The following is a 22715-nucleotide window of genomic DNA, read 5'->3' as shown; positions in this document are numbered from 1 at the left end:
AAATGTTGGTGATCAACCCGTGGGCCGCTCTGGCTCATGGCGGTGCTGAGCTCGCTGAACTCCGGAAGGCTGTCGTGGGTGAGGCCGTGAGAACGGTTCGCTACGTGGCGCTGCGGGGGGAGGGCTGGCCCGAAGGGCATAGGGAAGATCGTGCTCACGAAGTCGACATGGCCGTTGAGCTAGGCATGGAGAGCGGGGCCACGCTGGTTCTGTCCTGGGCGATGGATGGCGTCAACGAAGGCATGGCGATTGAATTCAGGAGTTCCGGAGAGGGGAGCGAAAGCCTTCCCGGGGATCCCATCGATGTGACTGACCACGTCGATTGGGAGGGGCTCCTGGGTGTGTCGATTGTGAGCATCGATATCGCTTGGCACATCCCTAACGAGGGATGCCCAGAGATGCCTTGGGCCTACAGCTTCAGGTTCTCTAACGAGTCGAATCTAGTAATTGCACTGGGCGAGGCTGATGGTGAGGGATTCACGTATATGCCCGACGCTCTACTCGTGATCTTCGATAAGAGCCTTGCGGCCGCATATAAGATCCCGGCGAGCGCCACTCCTTCGTGCGGATAGATTGTGTCGGGGCGCGCAGTTCGGTGCATCCAGGAATCGCAGAGTTTGGCTCTTCCAATTCCTTGGTAATGTAATTCCTAGAGAAAGGTTGAGAAATGGGCCCCGCCGGAGTGATCTCCTGCGGGGCCCTACGGCCGTTTGACCGCAACAGTGACGACAACGTCAGCGGACGCTCCGTCGAGGTCGAGATCTTTCCCAGTGGAGGCCGAGCATGTGCTGTACATCGGCAACTGACAGCAGTTCGCTGGGGGCAGACGGGAAAGATCCACGAATGACTGGTCAACGTGTGCAGGGGCATGTCAACGTAGACGACCTTCCCGGAAATCCCAGGTCAGAGAGGTGATTGCCCGTGACCGTGGCTCCCGTGAGCCCCGGATTCTCCACTGCCGTCGAGGCCCTGCGGCTGCGTGAGTGGCAGCTAGTACTCCAGTTGCAGTTTGCTATTCCTGCTGGTCAGGGATCTGCTTCTGAGTGTAGCGAGCTGACGGGTAGTCAGGTGGCGGGGGTTCGTGACCGGCTGAGTGTGATCGCTGTTGTGCTGATCGTGCAAGATGATGTGCAGCCCGAGGTGTGGGCCGGGGAGCTTGAGGAGGTGCTGCTGCGGGTTGGTCACCGGTTCGGCCGGGCTGATCTGCGGCGGCGGATGCGGGACTACGTGCGGGCCCTGCTCGGTCCGGTGGGGCGGAAGAACAGCTGGCAGCTGGCTGAACATGCAGGTCACGGCACACCTCATGGGCTCCAGAACCTCCTCAACCGGGCCCGCTGGAACGCGGACGAGATCCGCGACGATGTGCAGGCATACACCGCCGAACGCCTCGGCGAGCCTGGCGGTGTTCTGATCATCGATGAGACGGGCTGTGCGCCACGAGGCGCTGGTGCGCCGTGAGGCGCGGTGAATCGAAGGAGGTGCAAGACCTCCTCGCCAGGCTGTCGCAGCAGCCTGGTGGGAGCTGAGCGCAGTCCGACCCGGGAGACGCCGGGAAGGGCGGGAAGCAGCGCTGACAAAGCCGGGACGGCTCGGAACTGCCAGACGGGCCGGGTCCGGCGAGCGAGATCAGAGGGCATACGAGAGGAATCAGTGGTAAAGCTCCGTAAGCGTGGCACCGGCTCAAATCTGGTGGATATGGGCCGGGTTGCAGTGCACAGTCTGCCGATTTGGCAGGATGACTCCGTAGCTGACTTGGCGTGTCGGTGGGGAGGCCACGGCGAAAGCCTGCGGCGTAACCGTGGCGATGCTGCCGGGGCAAAGCTGGATGCCGGACTGATCGATCGATTCACCGTGAACACGGGAACCATCCCGCATCGCTCCCGCGATCCGAAAGCCATTCGGAGCTGTGGGATAGATGCGTCGTCCGTCGAAGGTGCGGGATGGGGCGGAGGCCCCGTAGTAGTCGGAGCGGACGAGAGGTCCGCACATGGCGAAGTTGCGCCGTCTAACTCGGCGTTGGATCACTCTCGCAGAGAGTAGAGGTTCGGAAGGAGAAGCCTCTGGACTACCCGCCTTACCTGGACGCGAAAGCGCGAGGGGACAACAGCATGGCGGGAAAGCGTGGAGCGTTGTGAAGGCGTTTATGGCGCTGCCGCGCAAAGTCCGTGTGATATGGCGAAGACCAAACTGTTTGAAGCCAAGTTCCCAGGGATGGAAATGTGCATCCTCCGACATACAACGCCCGGAGCGGAGTCATCAGCATCAGGCGAATCCCCTTTGCTTCGCCCCAACCCTTCCGGCTGGTGGACGGTGAGCAACGAGCTCACTCAAGGGAACGGACAGGCCGCCTACGTCACGCTCGATACGTCCAATGCAAGAGGAATTCGGGATCACCTAAGGGGCGCGAGCCCTATGGTGACGGGGTGTCAATAGTAGTCGTGGGAGTAACGCCCCACCGAGGAGAGCGGGAGAGCCGCTTACAGGGCCAAGTGGCACAGGTGTCCACGATATCCGGAGAGGCAAGGTACGCGTAATGCAGAGAGCCGAAGCCCTGATGGAGATCATCCACGAACGCGGCAAGAGAGGATTTCCACTGGAGAGACTGTACCGGCACCTGTTCAACCCGGAGTTGTATTTGCGGGCCTACGGCAAGATCTACCGCAACGATGGCTCTATGACACCCGGTTCTAACCAAGAGACCGTGGATGGTATGAGTCTGAAGAAAATTCAGACGATCATCGATGCTTTGCGACATGAGCGGTATCGGTGGACCCCGGTTCGGCGCGTATACATCGAGAAGAAAGGAACACCAGGGAAGCGCCGGCCTCTGGGTCTGCCTTCGTGGTCGGACAAGCTGCTGCAAGAAGTGATCCGCTCTCTGCTGGAGGCGTATTACGAGCCGCAGTTCTCCGATCGGTCCCATGGTTTCAGGCCAGGGAAGGGCTGTCACACAGCACTCGCGGAAGTTTCCGAGTCGTGGGGCGGGGTAACGTGGTTCGTCGAGGGAGACATCTCCCAGTGTTTCGACCGGCTGGATCATGGGGTACTGCGCTCCATCTTAGCCGAAGACATTCACGACAACCGTTTTCTACGGTTGATCGACGGGCTATTCCAGGCTGGATACTTGGAGGAATGGCGCTATCACGAAACACTGAGTGGTGCGCCACAAGGGGGTGTTCTGAGCCCACTGCTCTCCAACATCTACCTGGACCGCTTGGACAAGTACGTCGAGACAACGCTCTTGCCTGTCTTCAACCGGGGCGCCCGACGCAAGCCGTATCTGCCGTACATGCGGATACACAAGGCAGCTTGGAAACTGGAGAAGCGCGGACGGCGGGAGGAAGCACGGCAGTTGCGCCATCAGCTGCAACGACTTCCCTCGCGTGACCCAAACGATTCAGGTTTCCGGCGGCTGCACTACGTCCGCTATGCGGACGATTGGCTGCTCGGATTCTCCGGGACGAGGCAGGAAGCCGAGAACATCAAGGGACTGATCGGGAGATTCCTGCGGAATCATTTGAAGCTGGAACTCTCTGATCGGAAGACCTTGATCACCCATGGGCGGACACGAGCCGCTCGTTTCCTCGGCTACGAGATCGTGGTCCACCACAACGACGCCAAACGCAACCGACACGGCCATAGGTCCATCAACGGACAGATCGGCTTGAAGGTGCCAATGGATGTCGTGCGCGCCAAGCGCAAGCCCTACATGCGACGCGGCAAACCGGCCGCCAAACTGGAACGTGTCCACGACTCGAACTTTCAGATCGTGGCGCGGTACCAGGCGGAGTTCCGGGGAATCGCAGAGTATTACCAGCTGGCCTACAACCGGCACCGCCTCGGCTCGCTGAGGTACGTCATGGAACGGTCTCTGGGCAAGACGCTGGGGCACAAGAACAAGCTCAGCGTCAATAAGATCTGGAACCGTTTCCGGGCGACTTGGCAAACTCCTGGAGGTCCTCGCAGAGGGCTACAGGTCACAGTCGAACGTGCCGGAAAGAGACCGCTGGTCGCCCGTTGGGGCGGGGTACCTCTGGCGCGCAGGACCACGAGGGTAATCCTCAGAGACGAACTCCCGGCTGTATGGAGACAGCGACCAGCGGAGCTCATCGACCGGCTCATGTCCAGTCGCTGCGAGCTCTGCCGAGCGCATACAGACGTCGAAGTGCATCACATTCGACGTTTGGAAGATCTCCCTACCCGGGATCAGGCTGAACAGCCTGAGTGGGCACAGCGGATGGCATCACGTCGCCGCAAGACCCTCGTAGTCTGCCGCGACTGCCACGGTGAAATCCACAATGGACGCACCGACCGGCAGGGCTCGCGGAATTGGGCACTGGAGAGCCGGGTGCGGTGATAAGTCGCATGCCCGGTTCGGGAAGGGGCCGTCGGAAAAGGACCCCGCTGGGGCACCTCGCCGGCGGCCTACTTCACGGCGACAGCGTGATAGCAGCAGAGCTGCTGTCGGGGAGGAACGTTGTTGAACAACGACGCACCGCCGATATCTTGGCCGGGCAGTATGGCGGCCGAGCGGCGGGTACTCGATCATCAGCTCAAGCTGCACCGATGGGCAAGGAATGAGCCGCATCGACGGTTCAAGGATGTATTCAACTTGGTCTGTGACCGGGCCACATTGCTGGTGGCCTGGGAACGGGTGTCCGGCAACCGGGGTGCCAGGACAGCAGGCGTGGACGGGTTAACCCGTTATCACGTCGAGGAACGTCACGGAGTGATTCCGTTTCTGGAGGAGCTGCGCTCCTCCCTCAAAGACGGGTCCTTCACGGCGCTTCCGGTCAAGCAGGCGGTGATCCCGAAGAAGAACGGCAAGGTCCGTTACCTGGGTATCCCGACTCTGCGTGACCGGGTGGCGCAGATGGCCCTCAAGCTGGTTCTGGAGCCGATCTTCGAGGTCGATTTCTACCCGTCCAGTTACGGGTATCGGCCTGGCCGGCGGGCTCAGGATGCCATCGCCGAAATCCACCACTGCACCAGCAAGCCGTCAAACTACGAGTGGGTCATCGAGGGCGACATCAAGGCTTGCTTCGACAATGTCGATCACCATGTTCTGATGAACTTGGTGGCCGAGCGCATCAAGGACCGCAAGGTTCTGCGGCTGGTCAGCGTGTTTCTGCGGGCTGGGGTTGTCGAATTGCAGGGCGGGTTCGCGGAGTCCCTTACGGGTACTCCGCAAGGAGGAGTTGTTTCCCCGCTGCTGGCTAACATCTATCTCACTGTCCTGGACCGGCATTTCTCGCGGATCTGGGAGACCGAGATGACCCCGGCGTGGCGTCGGCAGCATCGACGTCGCAAGGGTCTGCCGAACTTCCGGCTGGTGCGTTATGCGGACGACTTCGTGGTGCTTGTTCATGGCACGAGGGATGACGCTGAGGCGCTGAAGGCGGAGATCGGTGAACTGCTGGCCAGCAGAATGAAGATGACCCTCTCGGACGAGAAGACCCGCATCACCCACATCGACGACGGGTTCGTCTTCTTGGGCTTCCACATCCAGCGCAGGTTCTGGGGCGGCGGCCGTCGTGTTGTGCTCACCATTCCGGCCAAGCAAGCCTTGGCATCGGCGATGCACAAGATCAAGAAACTGACAGGGCGAGGCACAACCTCGCTCTCGTTGAAGGAGGTGCTGCGGACGGTCAACCCGGTCCTTCGGGGCTGGGCGGCTTACTTCCGCTACGGCGTTTCGAAGAGAACGTTCTCGTATCTCGGCTGGTACGCGTGGCGGAGGATGAATCTCTGGATTCGTCGCAAGCACCCTCGTATGACCTGGAAACAGATGCGCCGCCGTTACTTTGCAGCGGACAGCATCGCAGAGGGTGGGGTCACCCTCTACAACCCGGCGAAGATGAAGGTCGAGCGTTACCGCTTCCGCGGAGCGAAGATCAGCACGCCATACAACATCGATGAGGTCGATCCGGGCGGGGCGCGTTTCCGCCGGATCAACCACGACGATGTGGCCTTCGTCGGCCAGGTCAGTGAATACCTCGCCTGATTCATCGGATCGCGTGGAGAGCCGGATGCTCGGCCAACGGGCACGTCCGGTTCGGCGGGCGGGGATGGGAAGACCGGCACCCGAGAAGGTGCACGGCGTCCCGTCCCCGACCCAACTCCTCAAGAAGGGCACCACCTCGGCCGGGGTGCAACGGCAGTACTCAGGCACCGCGGGGGCCTGTGTCTGAATAACTGTCAGGGTTGATCTGTGCAGGTGTCGTCGCGTGACGGTAGGCGGGCTTGTAGTTGGGCGAGGGTGCGGGCCGGGGGGCCCGGGTAGCGGCGTGACCGCGACGCGGTGCAGGTCCAGGAGACGGTGGCCGTCTTGGAACTGGTTGGACAGGTTGGTGCGGCCGACTTTCAGGAGCTGGGCCAGAAGTGTGCTGGTGACGGCTCTGCGGCGGCGTAACAGGGGTCTTCGAACTTGAGCGGTGTGTCGTCCCGACTGGACTGACTGGCTGTCACGTTGCGTGAGGATCACGGGTGGTGGGGGGGGGTGCCCTGGCAGCAGGATGCCCGTGGCCATGAGTGATCATTTCTGTTCTCGACGCAGAACGATCACCCAGAAACCACGGGCTTGGACAACGATACGACGTCGCTGCTCGACCTGGACGGCCTGGCCGTCGCGCGGGTGGAGCGGCTGGAGGACGGCACCCGCCGGGTGCACCTGATCACCGCCGATGAGCAGGCACGGGCCTGCCCCGAGTGCGGGGTGTTCGCCACCCGGGTGAAGGGCTCCGCGACGACCCGGCCCCGCGATCTGCCGTACGGCGGGAGCGGGCTGGAGTTCCGCTGGCACAAACGCCGCTGGTGGTGCCGGGAGCCCGACTGCCCGCGCCGGTCCTTCACCGAGCAGATCCCGCAGCTACCGGCTGGCGCGCGGATCACCATGCGGCTGCGCGGTGCCGCCGGGCGGCGGATACGCGACGCCGCCTCCACCGTCATCCAGGCCGCCCGTGACCTGCACCTGTCCTGGCCCACCGTGATGGACGCCTTCCGCACCGCCGCACACGAGGTCACCCAGGCGCCGCTGCCCGAGGTGAAGGTGCTGGGCATCGACGAGACCCGGCGCGGACGGCCGCGCTGGGAACAGGACCCCGCCACGGGCAAATGGATGCTGACGCGCGATCGGTGGCACACGGGGTTCGTCGACGCGCTCGGCGCCGGCGGCCTGCTCAGCCAGGTCGAGGGCCGCACCGTCGCCGATGTGCTCGCCTGGCTCGCAACCACCCCGCTGGCCTGGAGAAATAACATCGAGTACGTGGCCATCGACATGTCCACCACCTACCGCGCCGCCGTCCGCACCGGTCTCCCGCACGCCACCGTCGTGGTCGATCACTTCCACGTCGTCCAGCTCGCCAACAAGATGCTGTCCACGGTCAGGCGCCGCACCACCGCCGAGACCCGCGGCCGGCGCGGACGCGCCAGTGACCCGGAGTGGAAAGCCAGACGGCGCCTGCTGCGCAACCGAGAGGATCTCACCGACGAGCAGTTCGCCACGATGTGGAACGCACTGCTGGGCGAGGGAAGGATCGGCCAGATCCTGCTGACGGCGTGGATCGCCAAGGAGAACCTCCGCAACCTCCTCGCGCTCGCCCGCACTGGCGCCGACCGCCATCAAGTCGGCCACGCTCGCTGGAAGTTCCTCACCTGGTGCGCGGACTCCGACATCCCCGAGGTGAGGCAGCTCGCCGTCACCGTCGACCGCTGGTGGCCGGAGATCGAAGCGTTCATCGACACCGGGCACAGCAACGCCAAGAGCGAGGGCATCAACCGCGTGATCAAGCTCGTCGCCCGCAACGCGTTCGGCTTCCGCAATGCCGACAACCAACGACTACGGACACACTGCGTCACCACACGCCGAGCCCGCGGACACCTCCGCACCACTCAACTTTGAAGACCCCGTAACAGGGCGGTCAGTAGGCGGTGGTAGTGGTCGAGGCTGCTGGTCTGCGGGTGGAGGTAGCTGCGTGGGCGGTGGAAGCGTCGTTGGAATGCCGCCTCGGCCAGGGCGTCCCAGTACGGTTCCGAGATGGCGACCAGGTGGTCGAAATCGGAGCGTGACATGCCGGTCAGGGCCGGGTCGGTGAGCATCGCGGTCAGGGTGGGATCGATCCGTTGTCGGTTCGGGGTCGGTTCGGGGAGCCGGGGTGCGACCGGTGCCAGGGTGTAGTTCCAGTCGCCGTGGAAGGCATGGGGTGTGATGGGCAGAGCATGGAACTCGGCGGGTAGGACTGTGGTGCCCAGGTCATACCAGCCGGTGTCGAGTTCGGCTCCGACTCTGAGCCCGGTGCGAGTGGTCGTGGCGGCGATGGTCTCGATGACGACCTGGTAGCTGGTCAGGGGCCTGCCGCGCCAGTTCGCGGTGATGTGGGAGAACATCCGGTGTTCGATCTTGTTCCATTTCGATGTTCCGGGTCAATGCCGTTGCTTGAGTGTGGCAAGCAGTTCGCGGTGACGTTGCAGGAGCGCGGTCGTTGAGCCCGGCATGCATCCATGGGTGGGATTATCCGATCATGTGCGGCTGGGGGTGGTGACCCGATGGGTGACCCCGGAGCTCGTCGCCGACGTGCTGGAGAAATGCGGGGTTCGCGACAAGAAGTCCGGCGCCCTGCCGGCCGGGTTCATGGTCTACTTCACGCTCGCCCTGGCCCTGTTCCAGCAGGACTCCTACGACGACGTGGCGGAGCAACTGGTCGGTGATATTGCGGAGTTGAGCGGGAGTATCCCCAACAAGTCCTCGTTCACGCGGGCGCGCAGGCGCCTGGGACCGCTGGTCTTGGAAACCGTGTTCCGCGAGCTGGCCGGCCCGTTGGCTCCTGTTGGTTTGGAGAGCGCCTTCTATCGTGGGATGCGTCTGGCTGCGGTGGACGGGTTCGTGCTGGATGCGCCGGATACGACGACCAACCGGGCCGTGTTCGGCGGCCCGGTCAAGAACGGCCAGCCCGCGGGGTTCCCGCAGGCGCGGGTGGTGACGCTGACCGAGTGCGGCACGTACGCGCAGATCGACGCGGCGGTGGGCGGGTTCAGCGGCGGCGAGCCGGAGTTGGCGGTCAAAATGGCCGGCTCGGCTGCCGGGATGCTGGTCATCATGGACCGGTGCTTTCCCGGGGTGGCGCTGTGGAAGGCGTACACCGGGGCCGGGGCGCATCTGCTGATCCGGGCCCGGTCGAGCGTTGCGGCTCGTCCGGTCGAGCATCTGCCTGACGGCACCTATATGGCGAGGATGAACCTGGCCGGGCAGACAGGCGCGCATCCCGGCGGGGTGCTGGTCCGGGTGGTCGAGTACCGCGTCGACGGCGGCGAGGTGGTCAGGCTGTTGACTGACCTGCTGGACCCGGTTGCTTATCCGGCGGCGGAGTTGGCAGGGCTCTACCATGCGAGGTGGGAGGCGGAGTCGGCGTTCCGGCAGATCAAGACGTTCCAGCGCGGGCCGGCCGAGGTCCTGCGCTCGGGCGACCCGGATCTGGTGCGTCAGGAGGTCTGGGCGCATCTGGCCGTGCACCACTGCCTCACGCAGGTCATCTTAGGTCTGGCTGACGACAACGGGATCAATCCGGACCGGGTCTCGTTCGTCAAGGTCCTCAAACACGTGCGGCGCAGCGTGGTCCGCCAGTGCTCGGACACGCCCACGAAGATCAAGGAGTTTCTGGCCGTGCTGGCGGAGAAGGTGCATCGGAAGCTCGACAGCGGAGCCAGGCGCCTGCGCGAGGCGGACCGGCACCTGAAGCGTCCAGACTCGAAGTACTCCTCGAAGCTCTCCTACCGGATCAACACCCGGGACCGGCGGCCAACACGGCGGGTCGCAGCCAAGGTCTTCACGTTGCAGCCCGCGATAGTTCAGTGAGTCAAGCAACGGCATTGTGTTCCGGGTGGGAAGTGGCAGACCGTGATCTCCAGTCCGCTTTCCAGGGCGAAGGCGGCGAGGTGCTTCTTCCATGTCCAGCGGCGGGGGTCGTTGGAACCACCGCAGTCGGCGGTGATCAGCAGCCGACCGGCGTCTGGGTGGTCCTTCCGTCCGCGCTGCTGCCACCAGCGGCGGATGGATTCCACCGCGAACTCGCCCGTGTCGTGGTCGGTCCCGACGTTGACCCAGCCGGTGTTGCGAGCGATGTCGTAGATCCCGTAGGGGATGACCACGGGCTGGTTGCTGGTGGTGAACGTGTGGCAGTCCACACGGATGGGGTTCTTACCTGGCCGCCAGGTGCGGCCAGGTCGGTCGCGGTTGCCGAGCCACTCTTTGGCCTTGGTGTCCACGCTGATCACCGGCTGGTTGTCTTCGAGGAAGGCCGCGGCAGTGGCGTTGATGTGCGTGAACTGAGCATCCCGGTCCGGATGACTGGCACCTTCCGTGGTCTTGGCGGTGCTCTGCAGGCTGTATCCCAGGGTGTGCAGCAGGCGCCCAACGGTCGCCGCGCTGACCGGGTGGCCCTAAGTGGTCAGCGTCGAGGCCAGGGACCGTAGCGAGAGCGTGGTCCAGCGCAACGGCGAGACCGGATCGCCCCGGGTGTGCGGCTCGATCAGAGCTTCAAGCGCGGGCAGCAGACCGGGGTCGGTGACCGTCACCGGCTTACGGCCGGCTCCTGGAGCCCGGATCCGCCCGGCTGGCAAAGGGTGCCCGGACAGCTCGGCGATCCCGCGTGCGATGGTGGCCGCACTGGCGCCAGAAGCGGCCGCCACCAGCGTGATCCCGCCGTGGCCAAGCGCGGCGGCCTCGCTGGCCAGGTAGATCCGACGGCGCCGCTCATCGAGATGGGGAAGGAACTGATCGAACTTCGCCCTCAAGGCCACAACTGAAGCCCGAGCGGCCGTACGCGCAGTCACACCCCATTGTCCCGCCAACACCCGAGCACCGAGCAGTAATTGAAATACAGGCCCCGGGACGTACTGAGAACTGCCAGGTCGCGGTGTTCGCCGCGTACGCGTCCTCGCGGGGGCGGACGTTGGTGGACCGGGAGCTGTACCTGCCGAAGTCCTGGACGTCCGACCGGGAGCGGTGCCGGGCGGCGAAGGTGCCCGACGAGCGTGGTTTCGCCACCAAGACCGAGCTGGCCCGGGTCCTGATCGCCCGGGCCCTGTCGTCACCGCTGCCTATCGCGTGGGTGACCGCCGATGCCCTCTACGGCCAGGACTGGCACTTCCGCCGCATGCTCGAGGAGGCCGGGCTCGGATACGTCGTCGCGGTCCCGAAATCGCAGCAGGTCAAGTCGCTGGCCGGGTGCTGGCGCATCGACCAGCTCATCGGCGAGGCCCCCGACGAGGCATGGGAGCGGCTCTCGTGCGGTGACGGCGCCAAGGGTCCTCGCCTCTACGACTGGGCAGCTGCCCAGTTGCCGGCCGTCCCGTTCTTCGACGGCGACGAACCGGCCCACCGGCGCTGGGTGTTGGCCCGCCGCAGCATCGCGCGTCCTGAGGAGGTCGCCTACTACCTGGCCCACGCTCCCACCGGCACCAGCGTCGGCAAGCTGGTCGAAGTCGCCGGCAGCCGCTGGGCCGTCGAGTCGTGCTTCCAGAGCGCGAAGAACGAGTGCGGCCTGGACCAGTACGAAGTCCGCCGTTACCCCGCCTGGTACCGGCACATCACCCTGGCCATGCTCGCCCACGCCTTCCTGGCAGCCATGGCGGTTCAGGCCGGGACGGAAAGGGGGGCCGCAGAAACGGATCATCCCTCGCGTCCCTCACGCTGGCAGAAATCCGCAGACTTCTGGCAGCTTGCCGCCCCAGGGCAGCACACCACCACCGGCATCACACCGATCAGGCACTGAGGTGGTCCTGCTGGCGCCGCCGTCACCAGGCCACCGCCAGACACTGCCACTACAAGCGCCGCACCGCCGGTCACGAACTCCCGCCATCTGACTGCCAGTCAGCTCGCTACACTCAGAAACAGATCCCTGACCAGCAGGAATAGCAAACTGCAACTGGAGTACTAAAGGGCAGTTGTTTACCGGTACTTGTCGGTCGCGCTGATGTCAAACAGCTTGCGCCCGGTCATGGGTGAGTCATGGGGCCTCGGCGCCGGTGATGATGGCTGTCGTTTCAGTGGTTGCGTGCTCTTCCTCGGCCGGGGGAGGTGTTTGGGTGTCGGTGTTGTTGTCGCTCGCCTCTCCATGATGCTTTTTCAGGGCGAGTTCCGTGGCCAGCTGTTCTGAGTACAGCCGCATTTCTGCTTCTGCCCTGCGATCGAACACCGATGCCTCCTTCGAGCGTTACCGTGCCGCGGTGCGGGAGTGTCGGGGTGTGCTGCCCTTGCCCGACGTCGGGTGAGGGCAGCAGTGGATGAGTCTTGCGCGTCTGCTGTGAGGGTGAGCTGTCGCAGTTCACACGTTCGAGGTGAGTGGCCGTCAGGCTTTCGTGAGCATCTCGATGGTGGTTCCCCGTTGTTGTGCCCAGTTCTCCAGTGTGATGCGGCAGGTGTGGTCGAGGTGGCGCGCCTCGGAGAGGTCGAGTTCGACGGGCCGGTCGTGGGGGAGCGCTTCGAGGGTTTCGAGCATGCGGGGCAGCCGGAGGAAGGTGGCGGACCCGGTGAGGGTGACGAGGAGCCGGCCGTCGGTCGTCTCATGGACGTCGAGGTGGACGTGGGAGGTTTCCCAGGCGCATTTGACCACGGCGAGGACGATGCCGAGGAGGACGCCTTCGAACAGGTTGGTGGTGATGATGGCGATCGCGGTGACGGCGAGGACGACGGCTTCGCCGCGGTGTTCGCGCCACAGGGGCACAAGGTCCTTGACGGGGACGAGTTTGCAGCCGGCGTGGACGAGGACCCCCGCGAGCGCGGCCAAGGGGATGATGCCGATCGCGGCAGGCAGGAGGGCGGCGAAGAGCACGAGCCACAGGCCGTGCAGGATGCGGGAGAGCTTCGTCTCGGCTCCGGCCTGGACGTTGGCGGAGCTGCGCACGATGACAGCTGTCAGCGGCAGGGCGCCGAGGACGCCGCAGATGGTGTTGCCCACGCCCTGGGCCATCAGTTCCTTGTCGTAGTCGGTGCGTGGGCCGTCGTGCATGCGGTCGACGGCGGTGGCGCTGAAGAGGCTTTCGGCCGAGGCGATGAGAGCGAAGGCGATTACCGTGCCCAGGGCGGCGAGGCTGCCCAGCGAAGCGAAGTCGGACATCCCCGGCGGCTGGACAGCCGACAGCAGCCCTTGGACTTCGACGCGGGGGACGGACCAGCCGGCCACGGCTGTAACGGCTGTGACCAGGGCGACCGCGGCCAGCGGCGCGGGCACCGTCTGGGCCTGAGCGGGGAGTTTCTTCCATAGGACGAGCACGGCGATGGTGGCTGCCCCGATGGCGAACGCGGTCAGGGCTGCGCTGGAGGTGGCGATCTCGGTGGCCAGGTGCGGCAGTCCCGCGATCTTGTCGAGTCCGGAGCGGGGCTGCTTGACGTCGGCCATGGTGTAGAGCTGGCCGAAGATCAGAACGAGGCCGATGCCGGCGAGCATGCCCTGGACTACGGCGATCGTGATCGCGCGGAAGAAGCGGCCGAACCGCAGGGCTCCCAGGACGAGTTGGACCAGGCCGGCGAGCAGGACGATGGCTCCCAGAACGCCGAGGCCGAATTCCTGGACGGCTTCGAAGACCAGGACGGTCAACCCGGCGGCCGGGCCGCTGACCTGGAGGCTGCTGCCGGGCAGGAAGCCGACGACCAGGCCGCCGACAATACCGGTGATCAGGCCGAGTTCGGCTGGCACTCCGGAGGCTACGGCGATTCCCACGCACAAGGGCAGGGCGACCAGGAAGACGACGAGGGAGGCCAGGACATCACGCCGCAGATGGGCGGGCTTTTTGAGGGTGGAGAGCATCAGTGGAGTTCCTCGCACAGCGGAAGCGGAAGGGGAGAGGTACTCGGCGGCCCGTGAGGCGGGCGGATGCGGGTCACAGCGGCCGGAAAGACTGGTCGTCCGGCCCGTACTGCTTCACTGCTCCGGTGTGCACCTCGTAGTACCAGGCGTGCACCGCCAAGGTGCCCGCCTCGACGCGTTCCGCGATGCAGGGGTGGGTGTGCAGCCGCTCTAGCTGGGCGACCGCGTGGCGCTGGACTGCCTCAGCGAGGTCCGGGGAAGAGGGTGTTGTCGTCTCGGGCCGGGAGGCTGCGCGCTCCAGCCAGCCCTGTACGGCCGGGATGGCGGAGAGGTCGTCCCCGCTTACCAGGGCGTTGACGGCGCCGCAGTGGGAGTGGCCGCACACGATGACGTCGCGGACGCCCAGCACCCGCACTGCGTATTCGATGGTGGCCGTTTCGCTGGAGGGGTGGTCGCTGCTGTACTCGGGAACGATGTTGCCCGCTGTCCGCAGCTCGAACAGTTCGCCCGGCCGGGCGCCGGTGATGAGGGCCGGCACCACGCGCGAGTCGGAACAGGTGATGAAGAGGACCTCGGGGCTCTGCCCGGCCTCAAGGGTGCGGAACTCCTCAGCACGCTCGGCCACGTGCGTCGTGAAGGAACGTGCGTTGTCAACCAGGGACTTCATGGTGGCCTTTCTCCTGCGCCCACGTGAGCTTGTTCCGCTTTGACGGACACCATTGGTGTGGTGGTCAGGCTGCGAGTGCGGTCTCGTATTCGACGGGACTGCGGTAGCCGAGGCTGCTGTGTAGTCGGTGCAAGTTGTACCAGCCCTCGATGAAATCAAAGATCGCGGTGCGGGCGGCGGCCCTGCTGGGCCAGGTGGCGGTGCCGAGCAATTCTCGCTTGATGGTGGCGAAGAACGACTCGGCAAGCGCGTTGTCCCAGCACTGCCCGGTGCGGCCGACCGATAGCCGGATGCCGAACTCCCGCAGAAGCCCTCAACGATCACCTACTCTCGCTACAGAACAGCGGTGTTGCAACGACCCCTTGAACCTGAGCTGTATCCCCAACGGGAACTCCTGTCCTATGGACCTTCACGATCCAATGATCAGGGTGTCCACGATCAAGGGGTAGGGCCCGGCGACTGGGCAGCGGCCAACAACGTCGAGTTCGCCTACACGCCGACCAACAGCTCCTGGCTGAACCGCATCGAGGCCCAATTCACCGCCCTGCGCTACTTCACCCTCGACGGCACCGACCACGCCAGCCACAAGGAGCAGGGCAGCATGATCCGCCGCTACATCATCTAATGGCCACAGCTCGACCCCGAGCACGCCGCCGAGGCCCTGCGGGCCCACTGGCAGATGGGCGACGCCCCCAGTGGGGCGCTGACGCCGCTCCTCGAAGCAAACGGCATCCGCATCTTTGCTCTCCCGACCGACTGCGGAGACGTTGGATCGTTCTCCACACGCCAGTCCGGGACACCATTCGTCTTCCTCCCATCCCATCTCGACGGCGAACAGGCACGGCAGCACCTGGCGCACGAACTCGGGCAACTCGTCCTTGGCCACAGTCGGCCAGGCCACCGTGACTCGCGCACTGCGGCCATCCAGTTCGCCTCTGCGTTCCTCATGCCCCGCACTGCCGTCGTCGCCGCGATGCTCCGCACAGCCACTCCCGAACGCCTGGCCGCAGCATCCAGCGCCTGGGGCGTTCCCACATCAGCCGTTCTCCACCGCCTCCATGACCTGGAACTCATGCCTGAGTGGTCCCACAGATCCACCATCGAGAGACTCGGGGACGAAAGGGCCCCCTACGAGCAGCCTGGAGCTACTTCTGTTGAACGCAGCTACCTGCTGCCCAAAGCCGTGGCTCATCTTCGAGCCCGCGGGCTTCCCGTCGACTCCGTCGCGGAGTTGACCGCCGTTCGCACAGACGATCCGCCACGCTGGCCGACGACGATCAGCCCAGGGGCTCCTGGTTCATAAAGATGTCGTGGTGGGAGCCTTCAAGCGAGTAGGACTGTCGTTCTGTGACCGGCCCGGGATCGACCGAAGGGGGCGAGGGCGGCGACGCCCAGAGCGCAGGAGCGGCCGCCGCGGGAGGTTGCTCAGTCGGCCTGGTTGTTGGTCCGCTTGGGCAGGCAGAACATCAGGGCCCACATCAGGGCGAGGAGGCTCCCGATCCACCACAGCACGGTGACGAACGCGTCGCGGTTGACCGCGCCGTCGGGAGAGCCGCCGGTGATGGCGAAGAACACCACGGCGGTCAGCGCGGTGCCCAGCGCGATGCCCAGGTGAATGGCGGTGTTGAACAAGCCCGAGGCCGAGCCGGCGTCCTCGTGCGGGACCCTGGCCAGCGACAAATCGGCGAGCGGGCCGGAGACCATGCCCAGGCCGAAGCCGATCAGCACCACCGGAGCGGTCATCGCCAGCAGGGTCAGGTCGGCCTGGTGACTGCCGATCTGGAGCCCGTAGGCGACCATCGCAGCGATCGCGATGAGGGCTCCGGCCTGCGGCAGACGGCGGGCGAAACGCCCGGCCGTCTTCGCCGCGATCGTCGCGCCGCCCAGTTCTCCCACGGAGAGCAGCACGAAGGCCACGGCCGCCTCAAGCGGGCTCAAGCCCAGTCCACGCTGCAGGTACAGCGTCCAGGTCATGAAGAACAGGCCGCACAGCAGGCCGTGCAGCAGGTCCGCGGCCATACCCCCGGAGAACTGCCTGACCCGGAAGAGGGACAGAGTCACCAGCGGGGCATTGCCCTGCCTGCGCCGCTGGTGGCGCAGGAAGACACCGAGGACAAGGACGCCGACGGCGAGCATGACGAAGCACCACAGCGGCCATCCGTGGGCGTGGCCCTCGGTGAGCGGGAAGAGGACCAGGACGATGGCCAGGCCGGACAGCAGCATGCCGACCAGGTCGAGCCGGTCGGCCTTGCGGACGGTCGACTCGGGGATGAACTTGCGTCCCAGGAGGAGTACCGCCAGCCCGACGGGCACGTTGACCAGGAAGATCGGCCGCCAGGACAGCCCGAACAGGTCGGCCTGGGTGAGCACGCCGCCCAGGACCGGGCCCAGGACGTTGGCGATGGCCAGGACGGCCCCGTACAGGCCGAACGCCTTGCTGCGGTTCCGGCCTTCGAAGGTGACGTGCATGGTCGCCAGGACCTGCGGGATCATCACGGCCACGCCGACGCCCTGGAGCAGACGGGCGCCGATCAGCACACCCGGGCCGGTGGCCAGACCGCACAGCAGCGAGGCGGCGGTGAACACGACGGTGCCGATGAGCAGGATCCTGCGGCGGCCGTAGATGTCACCGAGCCGTCCGCCGGTGATCAGCCCGACGGCGACAGGCAGGGAATAGGCGGTGGTCAGCCACTGCACCGCGACCGGTCCGGCCCCGGTCGACTCCTGGATCGCGGGCAGGGCGGTCAGGACGACCGACTGGTCGAGCATGTTCATCAGCTCGGCGGTCAGCAGCACCAGCAGGGCGATCCAGGCCCCCATGGCCATCTTCGAGGGTCCAGATGATGGGTGGGCCGGGGTCTGGGTGGTGGTGTGCTCTGGCTCGTTGCCGAGCGCGGAGGAAGACAAACGGGAACTCCTGATCCAAAGGAATCGGGGAGCCCTGCCGACAGCCGCACCGGGGCCGGAAAACACGAAACCCGGGGCAGACGGCAGAGCTGCACCCGGGAAGAAAACTGCGGGGATGGGTGACGCAACTCAGGCCAGCGCGACGTCCACCCCCGGACACGTGCGACAACACAGCACGCGGGGAACACGGACGACTACATGGCCTGGTTAATAAGACGTCACCCCAAGATCGACACAGAAGGAACAGGAAGTCCGGTCACTGCCACCGAAACCTCGGGACAGGAACTCAAACACGATACAACACCCCCACGCCACGCCGCACACCAGAACGGCCCCGCCCCCTGCCCGGCCGCAACGCTCAGCCTCCGGTGTCGGAAACGGTCCTTTGTCCGAGCCCGGCAGGCTGCGCGAAGCGGGTTGTCGTCGCAGCTCAGAGCGCCTGAGGTACCGGCCGTGTGTCAGTGGTCGGTGGCAGACTCGAAACCATGATGCCCAGGTCGAGATTCACACCGCTCCCGAACGAACAGTGGGAGCGCATCGAGCCCCTTCTCCCGCCGGCCGAGAGCCGTACGGGGCGAGTGGTCGGGGGCCTCGACGTGACCGTGGGCGGGCGTTGAGATGGCCGATTTCAAAGATGAACTGTCGCCGGAGCTCATCGGGCGTCTCGCGGGTGACCTCGCGGGTGCCTCGGCCTCGTTCGACCGGACGGCGTTCGAGCAGCTCGCGGGCACCGGTATCGGTGACCTGGAGCTGAAGGCCCGTATCGACTGGATCGCCCGTGCCCTCGCGGCGACGATGCCGACGTCCCCCGAGGAAGCGGGCCGAGTGGTCCGTGGTGCCCTCGACAGCGGGGGTCTTACGGGGTGGGCTTCCATGCCCGTGAACGCCTACGTCGCCTCGGCGATGCTGGACCGGCCCGATGTCGCGCTGCCGCTGCTGGCCGCGCTCACTTCCCGCTACACCGCCGAGTTCGCTATCCGCCCGTTCGTCGAAGCCCACTACGAGGTCACGATGGACCAGCTCAGGGCGTGGACCACCGACCCGGACGAACACGTCCGGCGGCTCGTCTCGGAGGGTACGCGCCCGCGGCTGCCCTGGGCATCGCAGCTCTCGCGGTTCGTCGCCGACTCCGCTCCCGCGCTGGCGCTCCTGGAGCCTCTCGTCAACGACGAGTCCCTTTACGTGCGCCGTTCCGTGGCGAACCACCTCAACGACATCAGCAAGGACCACCCCGACCTCGTCCTCGTCACCGCCCGGCGATGGTTGCGCGGCAGCACGCAGGGCGATTTCGTCGTACGCCACGGCCTGCGGACACTCGTCAAGCGAGGACACCCGGAGGCTCTCGCGGTTCTCGGGTTCGATCACCATGCTCCGATCGAGATCACAGACCTCGCCTGCTCGCCCTCCACCATCCCCATCGAGGAGGCGACCACCGTCACCTTCACGCTGCACGCCACCGACGCGACGAGAGCGGCGATCGACTACATAGTCCACTACCAAGGGGTTCGCGGCCCCAAAGCGGGCAAGGTGTTCAAGCTGACCGCCCGGGACCTCCCCGCGGGCCAGGCGGTCCCCTTCTCACGCCGGCACCGGTTCGAGAGCCTCTCGGTCCGCACGATCCACCCTGGCCCGCACCGCATCGAGGTCCAGGTCAACGGACGCGTCCTCGGCGCGACCGAGGTCCACATCACCGCCGCCGAAACATCGCAAGGCCCAGCCTGAGCCTGCTGAACGATGGTGTTGTGGGAGACACCGAGCAGCGGCGCGATCGAGGTGACGCTGTTCTCCGGGCGGGCGAGCAAGTCGCGGGCGTGACGTACCTGTTCGTCGGTCACGGCCCTGTCCTCCCGAAGCTTCCGCAAGGTGACAGTAGCTCTCTACGAGCCCACGAGGAGGCAACCGTCGAGGCATCGGTACCGGATGCCGTGGACACGCAGCTCATGGCCGAACTCGCCAAGAACCCCCGAATACCTTGGCTTCCACGTCCTGGTCCGGTTCTGGCTGTGCATCGCTCCCGGCCAGCTCGGCGCGGTCGGTACCGCCCTTGCCGACCACCCGGAGATCCCCTTCGTGGCCGCCACCACCGGTGCCTCCCACGTGGTCGCCACCGGCATGTTCCACGACACCCAGGAGCTCTTTCAGTACCTCAACCACCGCATCGGCACCCTGCCCGGAGTGGAATCCGTCGAGACCGCCCCGATCCTCCGCGAAGTCAAACGCCTCACTTACCGCCCCGCAACCCGATAGACGTCCCCTTCCGTAGAGCTGTAAGAAAACGGGGCCTTGCACGCGGTACCGCCCACCGACAACGAAAACTGGGACGACTGGGCCCGGACCGATGCCGACGACAACGCCTCCTGGGATTCCGCAAGCCGTCACGTTCACCGCATCTTGCCTATCCCCTGGTCAACGAAGTGCCTGGCGGGAACGTGAAACGCGACGGGACAGTTGACTCTGCATATGTCAGCTCTAAGCTGCATCAGGCTTCGCATAGGTCAGCGTGACCTTGCATCGAGGGGTGGGGGTTAGCCGGACGTGGTGCATGCGTTAGAGGCGCTGCCGGGCGGTTCCACCGGGCCGCCGACGTCCGGGTTCGAGGTCGCGTACGTCGCCCTGGACGGTTCGGAGTTACGACGCTCGCTGGCGGACGCGTGGGCCGTGCCGTTCGAGCACGCCCTTCCCGTACGCGCCTTCGCGTCGTACCGCCGACAACGGAACCTGCCGGGCCTGTGGTGGTCGGCGACGACGGGCGGGCACATCGGGTACGAGTCCTGGCTGGAGCGGGACCAGGTCATGCTGCTGGACTTCGATCCGGCGGTGGTGGGCATCTCCTCGCAACCGTTCTGGCTGTTCTGGTCGGCGGCCAGCAGCCGGCCGGTCTCGCACGCGCCGGACTACTTCGCCCGCCGCGATGACGGGACGGCCGTGGTCATCGATTGCCGCCCGGCCGAACGGCGCGGCCCCCGGGACCGCGCGAAGTTCGAGGCGACGGAGGCGGCCTGCGCCGTGGTGGGGTGGGAGTTCCGGCTGCTGGGCGCCCCGGACCCGGTCGTGGTGCGGAACGTTCGGTGGCTGGCGGGCTATCGGCACCTCCGGCACCGGGTGGAGCCAGCCGCTTCGCCGCTGCGGGAGGTGTTCGCCGAGCCGCTGCCGCTGATGGAGGGCGCCGCGGCGGCGGGTAAGCCGCTGGCGGTGCTGCCGGTGCTGTTCCATCTGCTGTGGTCGCACGAGTTGGCGGTGGATGTCTCGGTGCCGCTGCACACCGGCTCGCTGGTCTCGCCGGGGGCGAGCCGATGACGGCGGGTGGGGGCTCGGTGCTGCGCCCGGGCGACTGGGTGAGCTTCGACGGCGGCGAGCATCAGGTGGTAGCTCTGGCTGGGACGGCGGTGCGGCTGCGGTCGGCTGGCGGGGCGGAGTCGGTGGTGTTGGCCTCGTACTTGATGGCGGCGCCGGACTTCGCTGTTACCGGCGCGGAGCCGCTGCCGGTGATGGAGCCGTTCGGGCTGCTGGAGACGCTGCCGGAGTCGGCGCGGGCGGCGGCGGTTCAGTGGCAGCGACACGTGGTGGAGGTGGAGACCGGGCTGCCGCCCGGCGCCGAGCCGGGCACTGTCGCGCGGAGCGAGTACGACCCCATCTCGCGGACCGTGGTGGAGCGGGCCCAGGCCAAGGCCGACGAACTGGGAGTGAGCCTGCGCACGGTGATGGACAAGCGGTCCCGCTACGCCCGGCAAGGGTTATGGGGGCTGGTCGATCAGCGGCTGGTGCGGCTGAGGGAAGCGACCGGACGGGCGGATGCGCGGTTGGTGGCGGCGGTCCGCCAGGTGCTGGACGACCAGACGCAGGTCTCGACCGGTACGCGGTCGCGGGTGATCCGGCGGGTGGTGAAACTGGTGGAGGACGCCCACGGCGAAGGGGTGGTGCCCCTGCCGAGCCGGAACACCTTCTACCGCCTCATCGATGCTCTTTCTACCGGGCGACACACCTTCGGTTCGGCGGTCACGCGGCGGCAGAAGGCCAACCGGCCGACGGGGCCGTTCACTCCGACGTTCGCGGACCGGCCCGGAGAACAGGTACAGATCGACTCCACCCTGCTGGACGTGATGGTGGTCCTGGACTCGGGGGTGACCGCGCGAGCCGATCTGACGATCGCGGTCGATGTCGCCACCCGCACGATCTGCGCGGCGGTGCTGCGGCCGGTGGGCACCAAGGCGGTGGACGCCTCGCTGCTGCTGGCGCGCATGGTGGTCCCGGAGCCGATGCGACCGGGCTGGTCCGCAAGGTTGCGGATAGCGTCGTCGCGGATGCCGCACCGGCAGCTTCTCGGCATCGACGCGCGGATGGAACAGGCCGCCGCGAAGCCGGTGATCGTGCCGGACACCGTGGTCATCGACGGCGGGAAGGTGTTCATCTCCGACACCTTCATCCGGGCCTGCGAACGGCTGGGCATCTCTGTCCAGCGGGCGCGTCCGCGCACGCCGACGGACAAGGCGATCGTGGAGGCCACATTCTCCGCGATCAACACGCTGTTCTGCCAGCACCTGGCCGGTTACACCGGCCGGGACGTGACCCGCCGCGGCGAGCGTGTCGAGCAGGCCGCGGTCTGGACGATCCCCGAACTCCAGGAACTGCTGGAGGAATGGCTACTGGCCGGGTTTACCGACCGCAGAAGCTCGTGAACCGGCTCTGAACTGCGACGATTCACAGACTACATGTCCACGACGGTCGGTCAACGTTCTTCGGGTGATCACGAGCACTGGTGACGGCGGTAGCTGTCAGAGGTGTGCAGTACGGTCCTGTCATGGCAGCCAAAATCGATCTGACCCTCGATTGCGCGGACGCACAACTCCTCGCCGATTTCTGGAAGACGGCACTGGGCTATATCGACGAGCCGCCGCCTGCTCCCTTCAAAACCCGCGAGGAGTGGCTCGCGCAGTTTGACCTGCCGGAGGACGAATCCGAGGACGACGGGGCGTGGCTCTGCGATCCCGACGGCGTCGGCCCCCGCCTCTCCATCCTCAAGGTCTCCGAACCGAAGACGGCGAAGAACCGGCTTCATATCGACGTTCGGGTGCCGGGACACGGCAGTGCCGGTGAGCGGTGGGCGCGGATCAAGGCTGAGTCTGAGCGGCTGGTGAAGGCGGGCGGGGCCGTCCGGCAGGAGTTCGACGGGCACCACGTTGTGATGGCCGACCCAGAGGGCAACGAGTTCTGCGTCGCCGCAGCCTCGGCCTGAGGCTGGCAGAGGTCGGGGACGTTCCCCGGCCTCTGCCTTGGCTGGCCGAGCGCCGCTGTCACCGTCAACAATCCGTCGACGCCCCGTGGTGGCAGCTCGGGAGTCC

At 66.0% G+C, this 22715-nt stretch carries 16 protein-coding genes and 5 pseudogenes; 14 read left to right on the top strand and 7 right to left on the bottom strand.

What is annotated here, in order from left to right; translation table 11 throughout:
- Nucleotides 1–2: 2 nt before the first annotated feature.
- The 5 genes and pseudogenes from K9S39_RS06610 (at nt 3) to K9S39_RS06590 (ending at nt 7900) form a co-directional block, all read left to right on the top strand.
- Nucleotides 3–572: a hypothetical protein gene (locus K9S39_RS06610; protein ID WP_248862388.1), complete on the top strand. Its 570-nt coding sequence runs from the start codon at nt 3–5 to the stop codon at nt 570–572.
- A 556-nt stretch (nt 573–1128) separates the two neighbouring features.
- Nucleotides 1129–1443 (top strand): annotated as a pseudogene (locus tag K9S39_RS43335) (transposase); the annotation flags it as partial.
- 1090 nt (nt 1444–2533) lie between these two features.
- Nucleotides 2534–4357, top strand: a complete 1824-nt coding sequence (locus tag K9S39_RS06600; RefSeq protein WP_248861435.1) for a reverse transcriptase/maturase family protein — start codon at nt 2534–2536, stop codon at nt 4355–4357.
- A gap of 123 nt (nt 4358–4480) precedes the next feature.
- Entirely contained in the window at nt 4481–6004 is a 1524-nt protein-coding gene (gene ltrA / locus K9S39_RS06595) for a group II intron reverse transcriptase/maturase (RefSeq protein WP_319949534.1), read from the top strand.
- 576 nt (nt 6005–6580) lie between these two features.
- The gene (locus K9S39_RS06590) at nt 6581–7900 is read left to right on the top strand and encodes an ISL3 family transposase (RefSeq protein ID WP_248862387.1); all 1320 of its coding nucleotides are present in this window, start codon (nt 6581–6583) and stop codon (nt 7898–7900) included.
- On the opposite strand, the pseudogene K9S39_RS42830 reads toward K9S39_RS06590, so the two are convergent.
- A pseudogene (locus tag K9S39_RS42830) lies at nt 7838–8421 on the bottom strand (ISAzo13-like element transposase-related protein); the annotation flags it as partial. The gene K9S39_RS06590 and the pseudogene K9S39_RS42830 sit on opposite strands and share 63 nt — an antisense overlap.
- Nucleotides 8422–8491: 70 nt before the next feature.
- On the opposite strand from K9S39_RS42830, the gene K9S39_RS06580 reads away from it, so the two are divergent.
- Nucleotides 8492–9850 (top strand): IS4 family transposase, encoded by a 1359-nt coding sequence (locus tag K9S39_RS06580; RefSeq protein ID WP_283112287.1) that lies wholly within the window; start codon nt 8492–8494, stop codon nt 9848–9850.
- Nucleotides 9851–9867: 17 nt separating this feature from the next.
- Here K9S39_RS06580 and K9S39_RS06575 read toward each other — a convergent pair.
- A pseudogene (locus K9S39_RS06575) lies at nt 9868–10827 on the bottom strand (ISAzo13 family transposase); the annotation flags it as partial.
- Between the two features lie 56 nt (nt 10828–10883).
- Here K9S39_RS06575 and K9S39_RS06570 point away from each other — a divergent pair.
- Nucleotides 10884–11768: pseudogene (locus tag K9S39_RS06570) on the top strand (IS701 family transposase); the annotation flags it as partial.
- A 234-nt stretch (nt 11769–12002) separates the two neighbouring features.
- Here the strand turns inward: K9S39_RS06570 and K9S39_RS06565 are convergent.
- The 4 genes from K9S39_RS06565 to K9S39_RS06550 all read right to left on the bottom strand — a co-directional run bounded on the left by K9S39_RS06565 (nt 12003) and on the right by K9S39_RS06550 (nt 14761).
- Entirely contained in the window at nt 12003–12191 is a 189-nt protein-coding gene (locus tag K9S39_RS06565; protein WP_248862384.1) for a hypothetical protein, read from the bottom strand.
- Between the two features lie 153 nt (nt 12192–12344).
- Nucleotides 12345–13802: a SulP family inorganic anion transporter gene (locus K9S39_RS06560; protein WP_248862383.1), complete on the bottom strand. Its 1458-nt coding sequence runs from the start codon at nt 13800–13802 to the stop codon at nt 12345–12347.
- A 73-nt stretch (nt 13803–13875) separates the two neighbouring features.
- Nucleotides 13876–14469 carry a carbonic anhydrase gene (locus K9S39_RS06555; protein ID WP_248862382.1) on the bottom strand — a complete coding sequence of 198 codons (594 nt, stop codon included), beginning with the start codon at nt 14467–14469 and terminating at the stop codon, nt 13876–13878.
- A gap of 64 nt (nt 14470–14533) precedes the next feature.
- Nucleotides 14534–14761: a transposase gene (locus K9S39_RS06550; RefSeq protein WP_406708126.1), complete on the bottom strand. Its 228-nt coding sequence runs from the start codon at nt 14759–14761 to the stop codon at nt 14534–14536.
- Nucleotides 14762–14923: 162 nt separating this feature from the next.
- Here K9S39_RS06550 and K9S39_RS42825 point away from each other — a divergent pair.
- Nucleotides 14924–15091: pseudogene (locus K9S39_RS42825) on the top strand (IS630 family transposase); the annotation flags it as partial.
- Between the two features lie 57 nt (nt 15092–15148).
- Entirely contained in the window at nt 15149–15772 is a 624-nt protein-coding gene (locus K9S39_RS42820; protein WP_406707878.1) for an ImmA/IrrE family metallo-endopeptidase, read from the top strand.
- Between the two features lie 122 nt (nt 15773–15894).
- Here the strand turns inward: K9S39_RS42820 and K9S39_RS06540 are convergent, their stop codons facing one another.
- Nucleotides 15895–17376 carry an MFS transporter gene (locus K9S39_RS06540; RefSeq protein ID WP_248862380.1) on the bottom strand — a complete coding sequence of 494 codons (1482 nt, stop codon included), beginning with the start codon at nt 17374–17376 and terminating at the stop codon, nt 15895–15897.
- Nucleotides 17377–17994: 618 nt separating this feature from the next.
- Between K9S39_RS06540 and K9S39_RS06535 the strand changes: the two genes are divergently transcribed.
- From K9S39_RS06535 to K9S39_RS06515, 5 genes are all read left to right on the top strand, one after another.
- Complete coding sequence (locus K9S39_RS06535) at nt 17995–19098, top strand: DNA alkylation repair protein (protein ID WP_248862379.1); 1104 nt, start codon at nt 17995–17997, stop codon at nt 19096–19098.
- A 198-nt stretch (nt 19099–19296) separates the two neighbouring features.
- Nucleotides 19297–19623, top strand: coding sequence for an Lrp/AsnC family transcriptional regulator (locus K9S39_RS06530; RefSeq protein WP_248862378.1), 327 nt, complete (start codon nt 19297–19299; stop codon nt 19621–19623).
- A 288-nt stretch (nt 19624–19911) separates the two neighbouring features.
- A complete protein-coding gene (locus K9S39_RS06525) occupies nt 19912–20673 on the top strand; it encodes a TnsA-like heteromeric transposase endonuclease subunit (protein WP_248862377.1) in 762 nt (253 codons plus the stop codon).
- Nucleotides 20670–22052 (top strand): hypothetical protein, encoded by a 1383-nt coding sequence (locus K9S39_RS06520; RefSeq protein WP_248862376.1) that lies wholly within the window; start codon nt 20670–20672, stop codon nt 22050–22052. The genes K9S39_RS06525 and K9S39_RS06520 overlap by 4 nt, the downstream gene beginning before the upstream one ends.
- Before the next feature lie 122 nt (nt 22053–22174).
- Complete coding sequence (locus K9S39_RS06515) at nt 22175–22609, top strand: VOC family protein (RefSeq protein WP_248862166.1); 435 nt, start codon at nt 22175–22177, stop codon at nt 22607–22609.
- Nucleotides 22610–22715: the final 106 nt, after the last annotated feature.

It is taken from the genome of Streptomyces halobius (assembly GCF_023277745.1).
GTDB lineage: Bacteria > Actinomycetota > Actinomycetes > Streptomycetales > Streptomycetaceae > Streptomyces > Streptomyces halobius.
This window is presented reverse-complemented; position numbering and strand designations above follow the sequence as displayed.

What these genes read in the sequence shown, in the direction of transcription:
- K9S39_RS06530 (WP_248862378.1), top strand. Translation starts at nt 19,297, where the DNA reads ATGCCGTGGACACGCAGCTCATGGCCGAACTCGCCAAGAACCCCCGAA.
- K9S39_RS06535 (WP_248862379.1), top strand. Translation starts at nt 17,995, where the DNA reads ATGGCCGATTTCAAAGATGAACTGTCGCCGGAGCTCATCGGGCGTCTC.
- K9S39_RS06610 (WP_248862388.1), top strand. Translation starts at nt 3, where the DNA reads ATGTTGGTGATCAACCCGTGGGCCGCTCTGGCTCATGGCGGTGCTGAG.
- K9S39_RS06520 (WP_248862376.1), top strand. Translation starts at nt 20,670, where the DNA reads ATGACGGCGGGTGGGGGCTCGGTGCTGCGCCCGGGCGACTGGGTGAGC.
- K9S39_RS06560 (WP_248862383.1), bottom strand. Translation starts at nt 13,802, where the DNA reads ATGCTCTCCACCCTCAAAAAGCCCGCCCATCTGCGGCGTGATGTCCTG.
- K9S39_RS06555 (WP_248862382.1), bottom strand. Translation starts at nt 14,469, where the DNA reads ATGAAGTCCCTGGTTGACAACGCACGTTCCTTCACGACGCACGTGGCC.
- K9S39_RS42820 (WP_406707878.1), top strand. Translation starts at nt 15,149, where the DNA reads ATGGGCGACGCCCCCAGTGGGGCGCTGACGCCGCTCCTCGAAGCAAAC.
- K9S39_RS06580 (WP_283112287.1), top strand. Translation starts at nt 8,492, where the DNA reads ATGCATCCATGGGTGGGATTATCCGATCATGTGCGGCTGGGGGTGGTG.
- K9S39_RS06515 (WP_248862166.1), top strand. Translation starts at nt 22,175, where the DNA reads ATGGCAGCCAAAATCGATCTGACCCTCGATTGCGCGGACGCACAACTC.
- K9S39_RS06600 (WP_248861435.1), top strand. Translation starts at nt 2,534, where the DNA reads ATGCAGAGAGCCGAAGCCCTGATGGAGATCATCCACGAACGCGGCAAG.